The organism is Leifsonia sp. 2MCAF36 (genome assembly GCF_052115525.1).
Classification (GTDB): domain Bacteria; phylum Actinomycetota; class Actinomycetes; order Actinomycetales; family Microbacteriaceae; genus Leifsonia.
In genome coordinates, this window is record NZ_JBFRGV010000001.1 from 62,386 (window position 1) to 78,952 (window position 16,567).

Here is a 16,567-nt window from a genome sequence, read left to right on the forward strand (position 1 = left end):
ATGTTTGCCAAGCATCTCTAGCGGGACACCGGATCGGCTGCCTCAAGCAGGGCCAGATCGTCGCCGCGAGGCATGCTCTCCCAGTCGCCCATGCCCGTGCAGGCGAACCCTCCGGCCGCCGTCGCGTCCCGGACGCACGCGGTCAGGGGTCGCCGCGCAGCCACCCGGCCAGGAAACCGGCGACGTACGCATCCCCCGCACCGACGGTGTCGACGACCGGCACACAGAGCGCCGGCCGCTCGACCCGACCAGTCGCGTCCCGCGCGATGCTCCCGTTCACCCCGCGCTTGAGCACCGCTGTCGATGCGCCCAGCGCCAGCATCCCATCCAGCTGAGCCTCGCTGTCGTCGGGGTCGGCGCCCGTCAGCAGGGCCGCTTCATCCTCCCCCGCGAAGCAGAGGTCGGCAGCGGAGGCCAGTTCGCGATACAGCGGTGCGGGGTCGCCCGCGCGCCACAGGGCGCTCCGGTGGTTCACGTCGAATGAGATGGGCACTCCGGAGGCGCGAGCGCGCTCGATCACCCAGCGCACGGTGTCCCGGGCGGAGTCCGAAAGGGACGCGGTGATGCCGGTGACGTGCACGAGGGCCGCGGAGTCCACCAGCGCCGGATCGATGTCCGCCGGCTCGAGGCGACTTCCCGCGCTCCCGGCGCGGTAGAACCACACGCGGGTGGTGTGCGCCGTCGGCTTCTCCTTGACCATCAACCCGGTCATGGCGTCTGGATCGAGGACGGCGCGCACCTCCACGCCCTGCCCGCGGATGTCGCGGAGCACCCGCCGGCCGAGCGCGTCGGCTCCCACCCTCCCGGTCCAGACGGTGCGGACGCCGAGCCGGCTGAGCCCGATCGCGACGTTGCTGTCCGCTCCTCCTGTCGCGATCCGCGCCGAGTCGACGTCGTCCAGCCCGCCGATCTCGGCGGCGCGGAACAGGCCCATCGTCTCGCCGAACGTCAGGACATGGCCGCTCATCCGACGGCCGCCATCGCAGTGCGGCAGAGTTCCTCCACGGCCGCGAAGTCGCCGGCGGCGATGGCAGCGCGCGGCACCATCCAGCTGCCCCCGACCGCGACGACCGAAGGAAGCGCTGCGTAGTCACGTGCGCGGGCAGCACCGATGCCGCCGGTCGGCACGAAGCGCATGTCGGGGAACACCGACGCCAGGGCGGAGAGAGCATCCGTGCCGCCGGAGGCCTCCGCCGGGAAGAACTTCACCGTGCGCAGGCCCCGAGCCCTGGCGCGCATCAGCTCCGTGGCCGTCGCCACTCCCGGTACAACCGGGACGCCGTGTCGCTCGCACACCGCGACGACGTCCTCCGACAGCCCGGGGCTCACGACGAACGACGCTCCCGCGTCGAGGACCGCCTCCGCCTGAGACGCATCCAGCACCGTCCCGGCACCGACCAGCAGCCCGGGGATGCGGGCCATCGAGCGCAGGGCGTCGAGCGCCTCGGGCGTCCGCAGCGTGATCTCCGCCTGCCGGACGCCGCCCGCGAGCAGGGCACGACCGAGCGGTTGCGCGTCCTCGGCCTTGTCGATGACGACCACCGGCAGGATCCGGTCGAACCCGGTCATCGGCCGAGCCATCCACCGTCGACCGGGAGGATGGCCCCCGAGACGTAGCGTGCGGCGTCCGACGCCAGGAAGACGGCGGCCCCGCCGAGGTCCTCCGCCTTCCCCCAGCGACCCGCCGGGATGCGGTCGAGGATCGAGCGCGAGCGTTCCGGGTCGTCCTGCAAGGCTTGGGTGTTGTCCGTCGCGATGTACCCGGGCGCGATCCCGTTGACCGTCACGCCGGCGCCCGCCCACTCATTCGACAGCGCCCGCACGAGGCCGGCGACGCCCGACTTCGCCGCCGCATACCCCGGGACGGTGACCCCGCCCTGGAAGGACAGCAGCGAGGCGGTGAAGATGATCCGACCGGCGCCGGCCTCCAGCATCCGGGCGCCGATGGCCTGGCTGAGGACGAACCCGCTGGTGAGGTCCACCTCGAGCACCTCGTCGAACCAGTCCAGTGGATGCTGCACAGCGGGCGCCCGGCGGATGGTGCCCGCGTTGTTGACCAGGATGTCGACGGGTCGCTCGCGAGACGCCAGGTCTGCGGCCAGTTCGGCCACCTGCGACCGGTCGGCGAAGTCGACCCGATGCCCCTCGAACCCACGTCCGAGCTGCCGCACCCGGTCGCCGATGGTCGAGGACGCCGGGTCCAGCGTGGCGGAGACGCCGACGATGTCGGCCCCCGCTGCCGCGAGCGCCTCCGCGATGGCGAAGCCGATCCCGCGCTTCGCGCCTGTGACGACCGCCAGCCGGCCACTGAGGTCGAAGGGGTTCACGAGGCCACCTCCACCAGCAGCTTCATCGCCTGGCCGGCTTCGAGCACCTCGAACGCCGACGCCACCTCGGTCAGCGGCACGACACCGGTGATCAGGCGGTCGGCCGGGATGGCCCCCTCGGCGACCAGCTCGACCGCGCGCTCGAAGTCGGGGCGCTCGTAGACGCGGGCCCCGAGGATCCGCAGCTCCCGCCAGAACAGCCGGTGCAGGTCGATCGGCCGCGGCTGCGAGTGGATGGCGACGACGACGAGCGTGCCGCGCACCTTCGCCAGAGAGGTCGCGCCGAGCACTGCGGCGGCCGAGCCGGAGACCTCGAAGACGACGTCCGCGCCGGCTCCCCCGGTCCATTCCTCCACCCAGGCGACCTGGTCGACCGACGAGGGGTCGAGCGTCTGCAGACCCATCTCGGCGGCGGCCGCCCGACGGTTGGCATCGATCTCCGCGATCACGACATCGGCCCCGAACGCCGTGGCGACGGTGGCGATGAGCACACCGATGGGTCCGGCTCCGATGACCACCGCCTTGTCGCCCGGCGCCAGCTCTGAGCGCCGGACGTCGTGGACGGCCACCGCCACCGGCTCCACCAGGGCGGCGTCGCGCAGGGATAACCCCTGCGGGAGGCGCACCAGAGTGGAGGCGGGAACGTTCCACGTCTCCTGCAGCGCCCCCGGGGTGTCGATACCGATGAAGTCGAGGTTCTGACAGATGTGCATGTTGCCCGCCAGACAGGCCGGGCACGTCCCGTCCCAGTCGAGCGGCATGACGGTCACGGCGTCGCCGACCGCCCAGCCCTCGACTCCGGAACCGAGCTCCACGACGGTGCCGGACATCTCGTGGCCGATCGTGGCAGGCATGGTCACCCGCGCATCCATATCGCCGTGGAAGACGTGCAGGTCGGTGCCGCAGATGCCCACGTAGGCCACCGCAATCCGCACCTCCCCCGGCTTCAGCTCGCTGGGCTCCTGCTCTTCGACCGTGATCGTCCGGTCACCTGTGTACTTCGCCGCCAACATCGCCGGGTGCTCCTTCCGCTTGAATCCTCGAACCATCCAAACATAATACGTATGCTGAATGGAATAGACTGCGGCTATGACACCGTCGCCGACCACCCTGCCCACGCGACCCCTGCGAAACGGGAACGCGGTCACCGAACTCGGCTTCGGAGCCGCACAGCTCGGCAACCTGTTCCGGGAGACCACCGACGAAGCCTCGCAGCAAGCGGTGTCCGCCGCACTGGACGGGGGCCTTCGCTACTTCGACACGGCTCCGCACTATGGGCTCGGACTCTCCGAAGCGCGCCTGGGTCGTGCGCTGCGCGAGACGCCGCGCCAGGACATCGTGCTGTCCTCCAAGGTCGGCCGGCTGCTCGTTGACAGCCCCGAGACGGCGGACCGCCTCGACGACGACGGGTTCGTCGTGCCCGCGGCCACCCGGCGCGTGTGGGATTTCAGCCGCGACGGCATCCTGCGCTCGGTGGAGGAATCACTGAGCCGGCTCGGAACCGACCGGCTGGACATCGCCTACCTGCACGACCCCGACGAGCACTGGGACTCCGCCTCGACCACCGGGATCGGGACACTCGTCGAGCTGCGCGACCAGGGGGTCGTCGGTGCCATCGGCGCCGGCATGAACCAGTCGGCGATGCTGACCGAGTTCGTCCGCCGCACCGACGTCGACGTCGTGATGGTCGCCGGACGCTTCACCCTGCTCGACCCGTCGGCGCTCGACGACCTGCTGCCGCTCGCCGCCGAGCGCGGGGTCGGAGTCGTCGCCGCGGCCGTGTACAACTCGGGGCTGCTAAGCACCGAGAAGGTGGATCGCGCTGCACACTTCGACTACGGGACCGCTCCCGCCGCGGTGATCGATCGCGCGGTTCGGATCGCCGAGGTCTGCGCACGGCACGGCGTCAGCCTCCCGGCCGCGGCGATCCAGTACCCGCTGCGGCATTCCGCGGTGGTCTCAGTGGTGACGGGGATGCGCACGGCGGATCATGCGCGCAGCACGGTGGCCCGGTACCGGGCGGAGATCCCCGAAGCGCTCTGGGAGGAGTTGGCCGCGACCGGCCTGGCGCCGGATCCGCGGATCACCGCAGACAGCTGAGTCGATGGCTAACATCATACGTCTCTTGATTTAAAGATCATACGTATGATAACCCTGTTCAGGGGGCACCGACGCCCCCCACGACAGGAAGCGATCGAACATGACATTGACGTCAGACTCGCGACGATCGATGACGAGACGGAGGGGAAGGCCGGCCCTGCTGGCCCTCCTGGGAGCCGGCGTCGTCATCGCCTCGGCGCTCATCCCACTCCGGGCGGAAGCCGCTCCATCGACCATCTTCTACGCAGCACCCGACGGCAAAGACGCCGGGCACTGCAGCCAGACCATGCCGTGCTCGCTCGAGCGCGCGCAGCAGGTCCTCAAGCCGTCGATCAAACACGGCGACGTGACGGTGCAGCTGGCCGACGGGACCTACCGCATCTCCAAGCCGCTCACCTTCGACGCCGGAGACGGCGGCGGAGACAACACCGTGCACTGGGCGGCCGCGCCCGGCGCCCACCCGGTCATCACCGGAGCCTCCGCGGTCACCGGATGGTCGAAGTCCGACGCGGGAGCCGGCATCTGGGAGGCACCCACGCCGAACGGACTGGACACCCGGCAGCTGTACGTGAACGGCGTGATCGCGCCGCGCGCGTCCATCCGGCTCGCCAACTCCGACGTCACCCCGACCGCCACCGGCCTCACGATCAAGAACCCGGCGCTGGCGTACCTCGCCGGTCTGCCGGACCAGGGGCGCATCGAGTTCGAGTCGCTGGGCGACTTCACCAACCGCTACTCCCCCGTCCAGAGCATCAGCCCCACCCAGATCACGATGGCGCAGCCGGCCTGGGACAACAACACCTGGGGCTGGGACACCGTCCAGAACTCGTTCCTCGCCGGCCCGAGCTGGTACCTCGACAATTCGCTGGCGTTCCTCAGCCAGACGAACCAGTGGTACATCGACCCGAGCGGCGGAAAGCTCTACTACAAGCCGGGCGACGGAGTGGACCCCAACAAGCTCGACATCGAGTTGCCGCGACTGCAATCCCTGATCAGCATCGGCGGGACCTACGACAAGCCCGTCAGCGGACTGTCGTTCGAGGGCATCCAGTTCTCGGGCACCTCCTGGCTCGGCCCGTCCACCGACGGCTACGCCGACCAGCAGAACGGGCTCTTCATCAAGGGCGCCTACGACTACCGGCCCACCGACGCATTCACGAGCTGCTCGCGCGGTTGCGAGATGTTCGAGCGCGCCCGCACGAGCTGGTACCAGGAACCGGCAGCGGTGCAGGTTTCGGCCGCCAGCCACATCACGTTCACGGGCAACACGTTCACCAACCTCGGCTCCTCCGCGCTCGGAATCGGCAACGACTCCAACGCGATGACGACGGGTGTCGGCTACGGCGCGAGCAACGTCCAGGTCGTCGGCAACCGGTTCATGGAGGACAGCGGCCACGGTGTCGCCGTCGGTGGAGTCCTGCCGGATGCCCACCACCCGAGCGACCCGAGGATGACCAACCAGGACATCACGATCCAGAACAACACGATCGACCACGTCTCGGTGGACTACAAGGACAACAGCGGCATCCTGAGCACCTACGTGACGCGCGCGCAGATCCTGCACAACGAGGTGTCCAACGTGCCGTATGACGGGATCGACACCGGCTACGGCTGGGGCATCAACGATGCGGGCGGCTCCAACGACTACGTCGACCGGGGCTACTACAAGTGGAACACGCTGTACACGACGCCCACCACGCTGAAGGACAACACCGTCGAAGGCAACCTGGTGCACAACACCAAGGCGCGATTCGCAGACGGCGGCTCGGTGTACAACCTGTCCGCGAGCCCGGGAACGGTCGTCGACAAGAACTACCTGTTCAACATCTCCGGTGTCGGTCTTTACCTCGACGAGGGATCCCGCTCGATGCTCTACCAGAACAACGTGGTCCAGGGCGGCTCGTTCGTGTTCACCAACGCGTACAGCCTCCGCAACAACACCAGTGACAACACCATCCAGAACAACTGGTACAACTCGGGAGGGATCTCGGCGCCGAACGCGGCGGCCCATAACAACACGCTGACCAACAACGTCAAGGTCACCGGCACCAACTGGCCCGCCGGCGCCCAGGCCGTGATCTGCGCGGCCGGAGTCGCTCCGCAGTACCGGACGTCGCTCAACGCCAACCAGTTCGGCTTCACCGGCTGCCCGGTTCCGGCTCCGGTGACGGACGGCTTCAGCACGGCAGGCGCCTCGGCGGCCAGCTCGTACTTCGGCCAGGCGGGCGGCGCTTTCGGGATCGCCGCCGCAGGTGCGGATGTCTGGGGAGCGGGCGGTCAGCACTCCGACCAGTTCGGGGCGATCTACCGGGCCGGTTCGTACGGGCCGGCGTCGAGCGTCTCGGCGCGCGTCGTGTCGGTGAACGACTCCAACGCGTCGGCGAAGTCCGGCGTGATGGTCCGGAACGACATCACGAAGGCCGGCTCGTCGGCCGGCTACGCCGTGGTGGCGGTCACCGCCCGCAACGGCGTCGTCTTCGAGTGGGACTCGGACGGCGACGGCTACCTGGACTCGGAGGCGAAGGTCGCCGTCGACGTGTTCCGACCGATCTGGGTGCAGCTGACCCGCGCCGGATCGTCGTTCACGGCGTCGTACTCGTACGACGGCACGAACTACGTACCCATCGGGTCGCCTGTGACGCTGGCCGGCGGGGCGGCGAAGCAGGACGCGGGGATCTTCTCGACCTCGCACGATGCGACGCAGTCGGCGATCAACCAGTTCGACTCGGTCGCCATCCGCCCGTAGAGCGGGAGGGGACGCGTGGGGGCGACGGCAGGTCCGTCGCCCCCACGTGCCGTGTTCGGACGCCGAGCGCGAGCCTGCGCCCGCGGGCGACTAGATTGCTTCGGGTGAGCACACCGACGCCGCTGCTACTCGGCCCGAACCAGCCCCTCGAACGGCCGTACCGGGGCGGCGCAGGCATCGCGCGGTTCCGCGGCAGCGCGCAGCCGAGCCCGTTCACGCCGGAGGACTTCGTCGCCTCGACCACGGAGGTGTTCGCGGGCGGCGGCGTCGGATTGACGCACCTGCCCGACGGCCGGACCCTGCGCGAGGCGGTCGCCGCCGACCCGGTGTCCTTCCTCGGCGCGGAGCATGTCGCGCGCTTCGGCGCCCGCACGATGCTGCTCGTAAAGCTGCTCGACACGGCCGAACGCCTGTTCGTGCATTACCACCCGGACGACGCGTTCGCCGCGGCGCACCTGGGAAGCCCGCTCGGCAAGACGGAGGCGTGGGCGGTGATCGAGGCGGAACCGGATGCTTACGCCGCCCTGGGCTTCCGGCGCTCCGTCGGCGAGACGGAGGTGCGAGCCTGGTGGCACGGCCAGGACGTCGACGGGATGCTCGCCGCGATGAACCGCCTGCCGCTCACGGCCGGCGACACCCTGCTCGTGCCGGCGGGCCTCGCCCACGCGATCGGGCCAGGGGTGACGCTGGTGGAGCTGCAGCAGCCGACCGACCTCTCCGTGCTCCTGGAGCGGCGCACCCTCAGCGAGAGCGAGGCGCTGCTGGGTCTCGACCTCGGTGTCGCCATCGCCGGTCTGACGCGCGAGGCCATACCGGAGGAGCGCATCCACTCGCTGCGAGCCGGTCGGGGCGAGGAGACCCTGTTCCCGGCGGACGCGGACCCGTTCTTCGGCGCCGAGCGCCTCCGCGTCTCCGGGACGCGCGAGCTCGACGCGTCGTTCTCCGTACTCGTCGTCCTGTGCGGGACGGGAACCCTCGAGACGGCGGCGCGCTCGCTCGCGCTCGCTCGGGGCGCCACAGTACTCACCGCTCATGGCGACGGGCCGCTCGCCCTGACCGGGGAGGTGGACGTGATCCGCTGCCGGCCGCCGCGCTGAACCGGGCGAACCGGCTGATCGCTGTCGGTGCCCGCGGTTACGCTGAGGCCGTGATCGACCGCTGCGCGCTCTGCGGCGCACCCGCGCATCCCGGGGCGCCGGTCGCGCTGTGTCTGGCGCACCTGCTGGAGGCGCACGACTGGGTCGACGGGGAGTACGGGGTCACCGACCTGTTGCCCTTCCCCTGCGCATTCTGCGGCTCACGACTCGGCGTGCTGTACCCCTCGGGTTGGCTCTGCGCGGTGTGCGAATGGCGTGTCGGCGACACTCCGCCCGGAGACGTTGCGGCGACGCGCGTCGACGTCGTCTACTACCTGCGCTACCGCGACCGGATCAAGATCGGCACCACGGCCAACCCCACGCAACGGTTCGCGAGCCTCCCGCACGACGAAGTACTCGCGTTCGAGCGAGGGGACCGGACCGTCGAGCACCGCAGGCACGTCGAATTCGCGCAGCTGCGGATCCCGGGAACCGAGTGGTTCGAGACGGACCCGGTGCTGCTCGGCCACGTCCAACGGCTGCGGGAGGGAGCGCCCGACCCGTGGGCGCTGCTCGCGCGCTGGCGCAGCGAGGCGGCGGCCCTCCGCGGCTGATCCCCCGCTCCCCTGTTCCCGGCGGCAGCCGCGGCAATCGGAGGGATTTCGGGGCGGAGAAGCACCGACATCCTCCGTTTCCGACACCGCCCCGGCGCGTCGAACCTCGCATCCTCCGTTTCCCGCGCTGTCTCGGCCGACCGCCGAACGGCAGGAAAGGAGGAGTCCGTTCGTGACACACCGCTTCACGACCGCAAAGGGAGGAGAAGCGAAGCCGGCGAGGGCGGAGTTCCTCCGGCCACGGCAGAGTGGCCACAACATCCTGTCACCAGGGTGTTGCGGCCACCACAGGGACCCGCCAGGTCAGGCGACCTCGAGGCGCTCCCGTGTGCGCGGGTCGTCGCCCGCTTCGTCGAAGACCGTTCCGTCGACCTTTGCCGCAAGGCGCGCCATCTCGGCGGCCTCCAACTCCATCGGATCGACGATCAGGGCGACCGGCGTGTCCACGACTGCGGACTCGACGAGTCGCTCGGCCTCGCGTTCGGCCGTCCGGCGCGCGGACCGCATGATCGCGGTGGCCACCACGGTGACCGCGCCCGCGGCGAGCGCCAGCACGCCTGCGGTCGCGAAGCCTGCGGTGTACCCGGACTCCGCCGGCAACCCGTCCGGGGCGATGGCCCCGGTGACGAGTGCGGTCATCACGGCCGCCCCGACCGCCGAGCCGACGGTGCGCAGGTTGGCGTTCATGCCGCTGGCGATCCCCGTCTGAGTGGGAGGAACGCTCTGCACGACGACGCTCGTGATGGCCGCGTAGATCAGCCCGAGGCCGACGCCGAACAGGCCGGATGCGCCGGCGACCGCCAGCAGAGAGCTGTGCAGGAACGCGAGGGAGAGGCTGGCCGCGCCCATGATCGCCGCCGAGACGACGATCTGCGCCCGGAACCCGACCCAGCGGGCGAGCGGACCACTGAGGAAGCCGGTCACGGCCATGGTGACGAGCATCGGGAGCATCAGCATCCCCGACTCAGCGACCGAGGCGCCCAGCCCGTAGCCGGTGGAGGTCGGCGTCTGAACGAACCGCGGGAAGAAGGCGAACACGGCGAACATGGACGCGCCGATGAAGACCGCGGCCGCGTTCATCGACCAGACGCCCGGCTCACGCATGAGCCGCATGTCGACAAGAGGATGCCGCGAGCGGAGCTCCACGATCACCCAACCGGCGAGGAGGACGGCGGCGAGGACGAGCAATCCGACGACGCCGGGCGACGACCATCCCCACTGCGCGCCAGTGCTGAGCGGCAGGAGCAGGGCGATGAGCCAGCCGGAGAGCAGAACGGCCGCCCACGGGTTCACTCCGCCGGTCGCGCGGGTCGGCGACTCGGGGATGAAGATGAGCGCAAGCACGGCGGCCGTCACGGTCAGCGCGACCGGGAGCAGGAACAGCCCGCGCCAGCTGAGGGCGGACGCGAGCGGACCCGCGAGCACGGTGCCCAGCCCGCTGCCGATGGCGATGATGGAGGCGATCGCGCCGATCGCGGAGGGCAGGCGGCGGGCGGGGAACTCATCCCGGATGATGCCGAAGGCGAGCGGGAACATGGCGCCGCCGAGGCCTTGGATGACGCGGCCGGCGATCACCACGCCGATGGTGGGCGCGACAGCGGCCACGACGCTTCCGAGGGCGACGGCGAGGAGGGCGAGCACTAGGATGCGGCGCTTGCCGATCAGGTCGCCGACGCGACCCAGCAGCGGGGTGGCGACCGCGGCAGCGATCAGCCACGCGGTCATGGTCCAGGTGACGCCTGCCGTGGTGGTGTGCAGGTCGGACTGGATGACGGGGAGGACGGGTACGACGAGCGACTGGAGGGTCGCGAAGGAACCGACGCTGAGCGCAAGGATGGCGAAGGTCAGTCCGGGGTGGGATCGAGACATTCTCGGTGGTTTCCGTTTCTCGAGGTGAGGCCCGAAAAGGGCTAGAATGGAGGGAGGCTCCGTTCGGAGGGTTCCTCCGGTTACGTATTCCACAGTACCGGAGGGTGCCTCCGCTTCGCAACTGTTTTCTTCCGCCGACCCGAAAGGACCGTCGCCGTGACCGGCACCGAGACCCCCACGCTGGGCGTGGTGCGCCCCCAGCGGGCGGACGCGCGCCGCAACTTCGACGCGCTCCTTGCGGCTGCGCGAGAGGCCTTCGCGGCACAAGGCGCGGGTGCACCGCTCGAAGACATCGCACGCCGCGCCGGCGTCGGCATCGGCACCCTGTACCGGAACTTCCCGACGCGAGACGCGCTGGTGGAGGCCGTCTACATCGACGAGGTCGCCGCCGTGGTGCGCGCCGCCGACGAAGCGGCGACACTGGAGCCGTGGGATGCCGTCGAGGCCTGGCTGCGACGTTTCGTGTCCTACGTCGGTACGAAGCGGGCCCTCATCGACGGACTGAACAAGGACTCACCCGTCCTGCTCAGCTGCCGCACGTCGCTCTACGACGCAGGAGAGCCCCTCCTCCGTCGCGCCCAGGCAGCCGGCGAGTTGCGCGACGACGCGACGATCGGCGATGTCATCCGCATGGTCTCCGGCATCGCCGGCGTCGCCTTCGAGGACGACGCCCAGCGGGACAGGGTCATCGCCATGGCCGTGGACGGCCTGCGCTCCCGCTGACTCCAGGCGGGGTCCGCCCCGTACGCTTGGACAATGGAGCTGGGCGTCTATGCGGTGATCGCGGTCGCGGTCATCGTCGGCGTGGCCGCATTCGCACGCAAGCTCGGCGTGGCGGCGCCGATCATCCTGGTGATCGTCGGCGTCGTGCTGTCGTTCCTGCCCGGCGTGCCGGAGATCGAGGTGCCGCCGGAGGTCATCCTGGACGGCCTACTGCCGCCGATCCTCTACGCGGCCGCCATCAGCGTGCCGCTCACGGACTTCCGCCGCAACCTCGCGCCGATCGCCGGGCTCTCGATCGTCCTGGTCATCATCACGGCGTTCGCCTCCGGCTTCGTGCTCTACACGATGCTGCCGGACCTCAGCCTCGCAGCGGCCATCGCCCTCGGCGCCATCATCAGCCCGCCGGACGCGGTGGCCGCCACCTCCATCGGACGCAAGCTCGGCCTGCCGCCGCGCCTGCTCACGGTGCTCGAAGGCGAGGGTCTCGTCAACGATGCGACCGCTCTGGTGCTCCTGCGCACAGCACTTGCCGCCGCGCTCGGCGGGCTCACCACGCCGTGGGCCGGTGTGATCGACTTCGTCACCGCCGTCATCATCGCCGCCGTGATCGGCCTGATCGTCGGATTCGTCTCCGTGTGGGTGCGCTCGAAGCTCAGCGACCCCGTGCTCGACACCGCCCTCTCGGTGGTCGTGCCGTTCGCCGCCTTTGCGCCGACAGAGGCGCTGCACGGTTCCGGGGTGCTGGCCGTGGTCATCGCCGGCCTGTACACCGGGCACGCCGCACCGCAGCAGTTCAGCGCCCAGGCGCGCATCAGCGACGCGATCAACTGGCGGACCATCCAGTTCCTGCTCGAGAACGGCGTCTTCCTGCTGATCGGCCTGGAACTGCGGACGCTCGTCGGCGACGTCCAGAACCCGGAGGTCCTCAGCGTCTGGAGCGCTGTCGGCCTGGGGCTGATCGCCGTGTTCTCGCTCATCATCATCCGGTTCGTCCTCATCGTGCCGCTCATCCTCGGCCTCCGAAGACGGGCGGAGCGCGCCGAGCGCGCAGTGTTCCGCGAGTGGCTGATGATCAGCTACTTCCGCGACCATCCGGTCCGCTACCGTTGGCAGGCGCTCCGGAAGCAGCGCGCCGAGCAGCGCTACGCACGGCATCGCACCGACCTCGAGGAGTACCGCCAGGAGGCGATCGACTGGAAGGGCGGCGTCGTCCTCGGCTGGGCCGGGATGCGCGGGGTCGTCACGCTCGCGGCAGCGCAGTCGCTGCCGGGGAACATTCCCTACCGCGCGCAGCTCATCCTCATCGCGTTCACCGTGGCCTTCGTCAGCCTCGTGTTGCAGGGCGGGACGCTGCCCTGGCTCATCCGCGCGCTCGGGCTGCAGGGAGCGGACGTCGGCGAAGACCGGCGTCTGCTCGCGCAACTTCTGGACGACCTCAGCGAAGCCGGGCTCGCCGTGCTGGACGATCCGCAGACGGCCGCGCACACCGCCGCACCGGTCGACCCGGAGGTGGTGGAACGCGTTCGGCAGTCCTCCTACCTGCGCGCCGAATCCGCCTGGGAACGGACCGTGATGGGCGATACGCCGCAGGACAGCCGGCCGCATCACCTGTACCGGACGCTCCGCCTCGCCGTGGTGGACGCCGAGCGCACCCGCCTGCTGGTCGAGCGCGCCCGCGGGTCGTACCCGTCGCGCGTGCTCACCGAGGCGCAGTCGCTTCTCGACCTCGAAGAGACCCGCCTGCGCTCCCGCGCGCGCTGAATTCGAAGAAACAATGACGGGATCTGGCCGTTCGCCGTCATAAAGGGGCATACAGGCCCGTCTACATCCATGAGGCCCCGCACCGGCGGGCCGGAAGGGGAATCATGGAACTCACGGTGATCCGCGCCCACGATCGGCGGCGGATGGTGGTTTCGGTCGAGGCCGGCAGCGAGGCGGAAGCGTTGCGCACCATACAGAAGGCAGTCGGTCCGGTGACCCTCGACCCCCAACAGATGGTGGCGCCCCGAAGGCGCTCCGCGGCCACGAAGCGCCGCGCCCGGGGTTCTGCCTATTTTTAGTTATTCAAAACATCCGGCTAGGGTCGAAGCATGGACGCGGCACGGCTCGAAAGCGACCTGCGGGACGCCGGCCTCAAGGTGACGCGGGGGCGGGTGGCTGTGCTGGAAGCGCTCGGCGACCTGCCGCACGCCGACGCCGAGACGGTGTTCCGTGCGTTGCTTCCGACCTTGCCGGGCACGTCCATCCAGAACGTGCACAACGTGCTCGGCGACCTGACGGCCGCCGGGATGCTGCGACGGATCGAACCGGCCGGCTCGGCCGCACGCTACGAACGGCGGATCGGCGACAACCACCACCACGTGGTCTGCACGTCCTGCGGAGCCGTGGCCGACGTCGACTGCGTCGTGGGCCACGCGCCGTGCCTGCACCCGTCGGAAGCCGGCGGGTACGCGATCGATGTCGCGGAGGTCACCTTCTGGGGCGTGTGCCCGTCCTGTCAGAAGCGCGCTGCGCGCGCCACGGAGAATCATCACAACTGAGGAGAAACATGACGGACGACTTCACCACCACCCAGACCGGAACGCCGGTCGCCAGCGACGCGCACTCGTTGACGGCCGGGCGCGATGGCGCCACCGCGCTGCACGACCGCTACCTCGTCGAGAAGCTCGCGCAGTTCAACCGCGAGCGCATCCCGGAGCGCATCGTCCACGCGAAGGGCGGCGGCGCGTTCGGCGAGTTCGTGGTGACCGGCGACGTCAGCGCCTACACGAAGGCCGCGGTCTTCCAGCCGGGCGCCACCACACGCACGCTGCAGCGCTTCTCGTCGGTGGCCGGCGAGCAGGGCTCCCCCGACACCTGGCGCGATGTCCGCGGCTTCTCGGTGAAGTTCTACACGACTGAGGGCAACTACGACATCGTCGGCAACAACACGCCGGTCTTCTTCATCCGCGACGGCATCAAGTTCCCCGACTTCATCCACTCGCAGAAGCGCCTGCCCGGTTCCGGTCTCCGCGACGCCGACATGCAGTGGGACTTCTGGACCCTCTCCCCCGAGTCGGCCCACCAGGTCACCTACCTGATGGGCGACCGCGGACTGCCCCTGTCCTGGCGCACCATGCCGGGCTACGGCTCGCACACCTACCAGTGGATCAACGCCGCCGGTGAGCGCTTCTGGGTCAAGTACCACTTCCACTCCCTGCAGGGGAACGAGGAGATCTCCGGCGTCGAGGCGGAGCAGCTCGCCGGCGCGGACGCGGACTACTACCGCCGCGACCTGTACGAGGCGATCGAGCGCGGCGACCTCCCGGCGTGGCGGGTATCCGTCCAGGTCATGCCCTACGAAGACGCCAAGACCTACCGCTTCAACCCGTTCGACCTGACGAAGGTCTGGCCGCACAGCGACTACCCGCTGATCGAGGTCGGCATCCACACGCTCGACCGCAACCCGGAGAACTTCTTCGCGGAGATCGAGCAGGCCGCTTTCTCGCCGGCCAACACCGTCCCGGGCATCGACATCAGCCCCGACAAGATGCTGATGGCGCGCGTGTTCTCCTACCCGGACGCTCAGCGCTACCGCGTCGGCACCAACTACAACGAGCTGCCGGTCAACCGGCCCGTCGCGCCGGTGCACAACTACTCGCAGGATGGTGCCGCTCGTCACGGCTTCAACCCCGCCGACGCCCCGGTCTACGCACCGAACTCGTTCGGCGGCCCGTCGGCACAGCCCGACCGTGCCGGTGAGGGCGCGTGGGAGTCGGACGGCGCACTGGTCCGCGCAGCCGCCACGCTGCACTCCGAGGACGACGACTTCGGCCAGGCCGGAACCCTCTACCGTGAGGTCTACGACGACGCGGCGAAGGAGCGCTTCCTCGACACGATCTCGGGCGCCGTCAGCGGAGTGAAGCGCGAGGACATCCGGGAGCGTGCCATCCAGTACTGGAGCAACGTGGATGCGTCCCTCGGGCGCGCGCTCCGCGACCGACTCCAGTCGGGCACGCAAACCCCCGACGAGGCCGCCGAGTACGTAGGCGTAGCCGAGTAGCACTCACCCCGCTTCACATCCGCCGAGGGGCGAGTAGATGCGCGAATCTCACTCGAGTTGCGACATCTACTCGCCTCTCGGCGACGGAAACCGCGTTTACAGGGTCGCCTCGATCGTGCGGTCGTAGACCGTGGTCCCGCCGACCCGCACCCGGCCGTCGCCGAGCGGCTCGGTGAGGAGGTCCGACCCCTCGCCCTGCAGGATGCTGAGCGGCCGTCCCAGCCGAGCCGTCAGCGCGACGGCGGCCGCCCCGGTCGCCTCGTCCTCGATGATGCCCATCTCGGGCGCGAACATCCGTGACCGGATGCTGCCGGCGGCCTCGTCGATCCACGCGTACGCGTAGTGCTGCCCGGACGCGAACGAGAACGGGTCGAGCGCATCCACTGCGGCCGGCGACTCGAGGGCCAGCCACTGGAATTCGGGCGTCCACTCCGGCCGAGCCGTGATCCAGGCGGTGTCGTCGTCGACCACGACCTCGACGTCACCGGCGGGCTCGCGCAGCACGTCGACGGGCGTCCGGCGGTCGGAGAGCCACCACGCCGTCCCTACGCTCGGATGGCCGGCGAACGGCAGCTCCTTCGCCGGGGTGAAGATGCGGATGGTCGAGGAACGCCCAGCCTCGTCCACCGCGTCCACGAACACCGTCTCGCTGAAGCCGAGGGCGGTCGCGATCTCCTGTTCCCGCTGCGCTGTGGCGGCGGAACTCTGCACGATTCCGAGCTCGTTGCCGTTGCGGCCGCTCTCGTCGGTGAACACGCGAACGACGACTACCTCGATGGTCTCATCCATGCCCTCAGCCTGGCAGAACCCATCGCCGTCGTTAACCCTCGGGGTGCATAATCGCGCCATGACGACCGACGATCGCCGGAACAACGAAGAGGACATCGCCGTCGAGCGTGCCGCCGAGAGGCTCGCTGAACGCTACCCGGGAGTGCCGCGGGAGCGGATCGACGAACTGGTCGAGAAGCACCACGAGGGCTTCGACGGTGCGCCGGTGCGCGACTTCGTCCCCGTGCTCATCGAGCACGACGTCAAAGAGCAACTGAACGCAGAAGAGCGCGCCGGCTGAG

Annotated in this window: 16 protein-coding genes; 10 read left to right on the forward strand and 6 right to left on the reverse strand. The window is 69.8% G+C overall.

Going from position 1 to position 16,567, the window contains the following annotated elements; genetic code table 11:
• Positions 1-142: 142 nt before the first annotated feature.
• Genes AB4079_RS00320 through AB4079_RS00335 form a run of 4 tightly spaced genes read right to left on the reverse strand, consistent with a single transcriptional unit; the run spans position 143 to position 3,376 of the window.
• On the reverse strand, positions 143-967 hold the full coding sequence (locus AB4079_RS00320; protein WP_441785280.1) for a sugar kinase: 825 nt from the start codon (positions 965-967) through the stop codon (positions 143-145).
• Positions 964-1,569 carry a bifunctional 4-hydroxy-2-oxoglutarate aldolase/2-dehydro-3-deoxy-phosphogluconate aldolase gene (gene eda, locus AB4079_RS00325; RefSeq protein WP_441785281.1) on the reverse strand — a complete coding sequence of 202 codons (606 nt, stop codon included), beginning with the start codon at positions 1,567-1,569 and terminating at the stop codon, positions 964-966. Before eda ends, AB4079_RS00320 begins: the two co-directional genes overlap by 4 nt.
• Positions 1,566-2,327, reverse strand: a complete 762-nt coding sequence (locus tag AB4079_RS00330) for an SDR family oxidoreductase (protein ID WP_441785282.1) — start codon at positions 2,325-2,327, stop codon at positions 1,566-1,568. Before AB4079_RS00330 ends, eda begins: the two co-directional genes overlap by 4 nt.
• Positions 2,324-3,376 carry a zinc-dependent alcohol dehydrogenase gene (locus AB4079_RS00335; protein ID WP_441785283.1) on the reverse strand — a complete coding sequence of 351 codons (1,053 nt, stop codon included), beginning with the start codon at positions 3,374-3,376 and terminating at the stop codon, positions 2,324-2,326. Before AB4079_RS00335 ends, AB4079_RS00330 begins: the two co-directional genes overlap by 4 nt.
• Positions 3,377-3,416: 40 nt before the next feature.
• On the opposite strand from AB4079_RS00335, the gene AB4079_RS00340 reads away from it, so the two are divergent.
• The 4 genes from AB4079_RS00340 to AB4079_RS00355 all read left to right on the forward strand — a co-directional run bounded on the left by AB4079_RS00340 (position 3,417) and on the right by AB4079_RS00355 (position 8,863).
• Entirely contained in the window at positions 3,417-4,427 is a 1,011-nt protein-coding gene (locus tag AB4079_RS00340) for an aldo/keto reductase (protein ID WP_441785284.1), read from the forward strand.
• 130 nt (positions 4,428-4,557) lie between these two features.
• Positions 4,558-7,173 carry a right-handed parallel beta-helix repeat-containing protein gene (locus tag AB4079_RS00345; protein ID WP_441785285.1) on the forward strand — a complete coding sequence of 872 codons (2,616 nt, stop codon included), beginning with the start codon at positions 4,558-4,560 and terminating at the stop codon, positions 7,171-7,173.
• A gap of 104 nt (positions 7,174-7,277) precedes the next feature.
• On the forward strand, positions 7,278-8,270 hold the full coding sequence (locus AB4079_RS00350; protein ID WP_441785286.1) for a class I mannose-6-phosphate isomerase: 993 nt from the start codon (positions 7,278-7,280) through the stop codon (positions 8,268-8,270).
• 50 nt (positions 8,271-8,320) lie between these two features.
• Positions 8,321-8,863 (forward strand): GIY-YIG nuclease family protein, encoded by a 543-nt coding sequence (locus AB4079_RS00355; RefSeq protein ID WP_441785287.1) that lies wholly within the window; start codon positions 8,321-8,323, stop codon positions 8,861-8,863.
• 303 nt (positions 8,864-9,166) lie between these two features.
• On the opposite strand, the gene AB4079_RS00360 is transcribed toward AB4079_RS00355, so the two are convergent.
• On the reverse strand, positions 9,167-10,732 hold the full coding sequence (locus AB4079_RS00360; RefSeq protein ID WP_441785288.1) for an MFS transporter: 1,566 nt from the start codon (positions 10,730-10,732) through the stop codon (positions 9,167-9,169).
• A gap of 156 nt (positions 10,733-10,888) precedes the next feature.
• On the opposite strand from AB4079_RS00360, the gene AB4079_RS00365 reads away from it, so the two are divergent.
• The 5 genes from AB4079_RS00365 (at position 10,889) to AB4079_RS00385 (ending at position 15,497) form a co-directional block, all read left to right on the forward strand.
• Positions 10,889-11,455, forward strand: coding sequence for a TetR/AcrR family transcriptional regulator (locus AB4079_RS00365; RefSeq protein ID WP_441785289.1), 567 nt, complete (start codon positions 10,889-10,891; stop codon positions 11,453-11,455).
• Positions 11,456-11,488: 33 nt separating this feature from the next.
• Positions 11,489-13,216 (forward strand): cation:proton antiporter, encoded by a 1,728-nt coding sequence (locus AB4079_RS00370; RefSeq protein WP_441785290.1) that lies wholly within the window; start codon positions 11,489-11,491, stop codon positions 13,214-13,216.
• A 104-nt stretch (positions 13,217-13,320) separates the two neighbouring features.
• On the forward strand, positions 13,321-13,515 hold the full coding sequence (locus tag AB4079_RS00375; protein WP_441785291.1) for a hypothetical protein: 195 nt from the start codon (positions 13,321-13,323) through the stop codon (positions 13,513-13,515).
• Positions 13,516-13,545: 30 nt separating this feature from the next.
• Positions 13,546-13,995 carry a Fur family transcriptional regulator gene (locus AB4079_RS00380; protein WP_441785292.1) on the forward strand — a complete coding sequence of 150 codons (450 nt, stop codon included), beginning with the start codon at positions 13,546-13,548 and terminating at the stop codon, positions 13,993-13,995.
• 8 nt (positions 13,996-14,003) lie between these two features.
• Positions 14,004-15,497 (forward strand): catalase, encoded by a 1,494-nt coding sequence (locus AB4079_RS00385; protein WP_441785293.1) that lies wholly within the window; start codon positions 14,004-14,006, stop codon positions 15,495-15,497.
• Between the two features lie 96 nt (positions 15,498-15,593).
• Here the strand turns inward: AB4079_RS00385 and AB4079_RS00390 are convergent, their stop codons facing one another.
• Positions 15,594-16,286, reverse strand: coding sequence for a PhzF family phenazine biosynthesis protein (locus tag AB4079_RS00390; protein ID WP_441785294.1), 693 nt, complete (start codon positions 16,284-16,286; stop codon positions 15,594-15,596).
• 58 nt (positions 16,287-16,344) lie between these two features.
• Here AB4079_RS00390 and AB4079_RS00395 point away from each other — a divergent pair, with 58 nt between their 5' ends.
• Positions 16,345-16,566 (forward strand): three-helix bundle dimerization domain-containing protein, encoded by a 222-nt coding sequence (locus AB4079_RS00395; RefSeq protein WP_441785295.1) that lies wholly within the window; start codon positions 16,345-16,347, stop codon positions 16,564-16,566.
• Position 16,567: the final 1 nt, after the last annotated feature.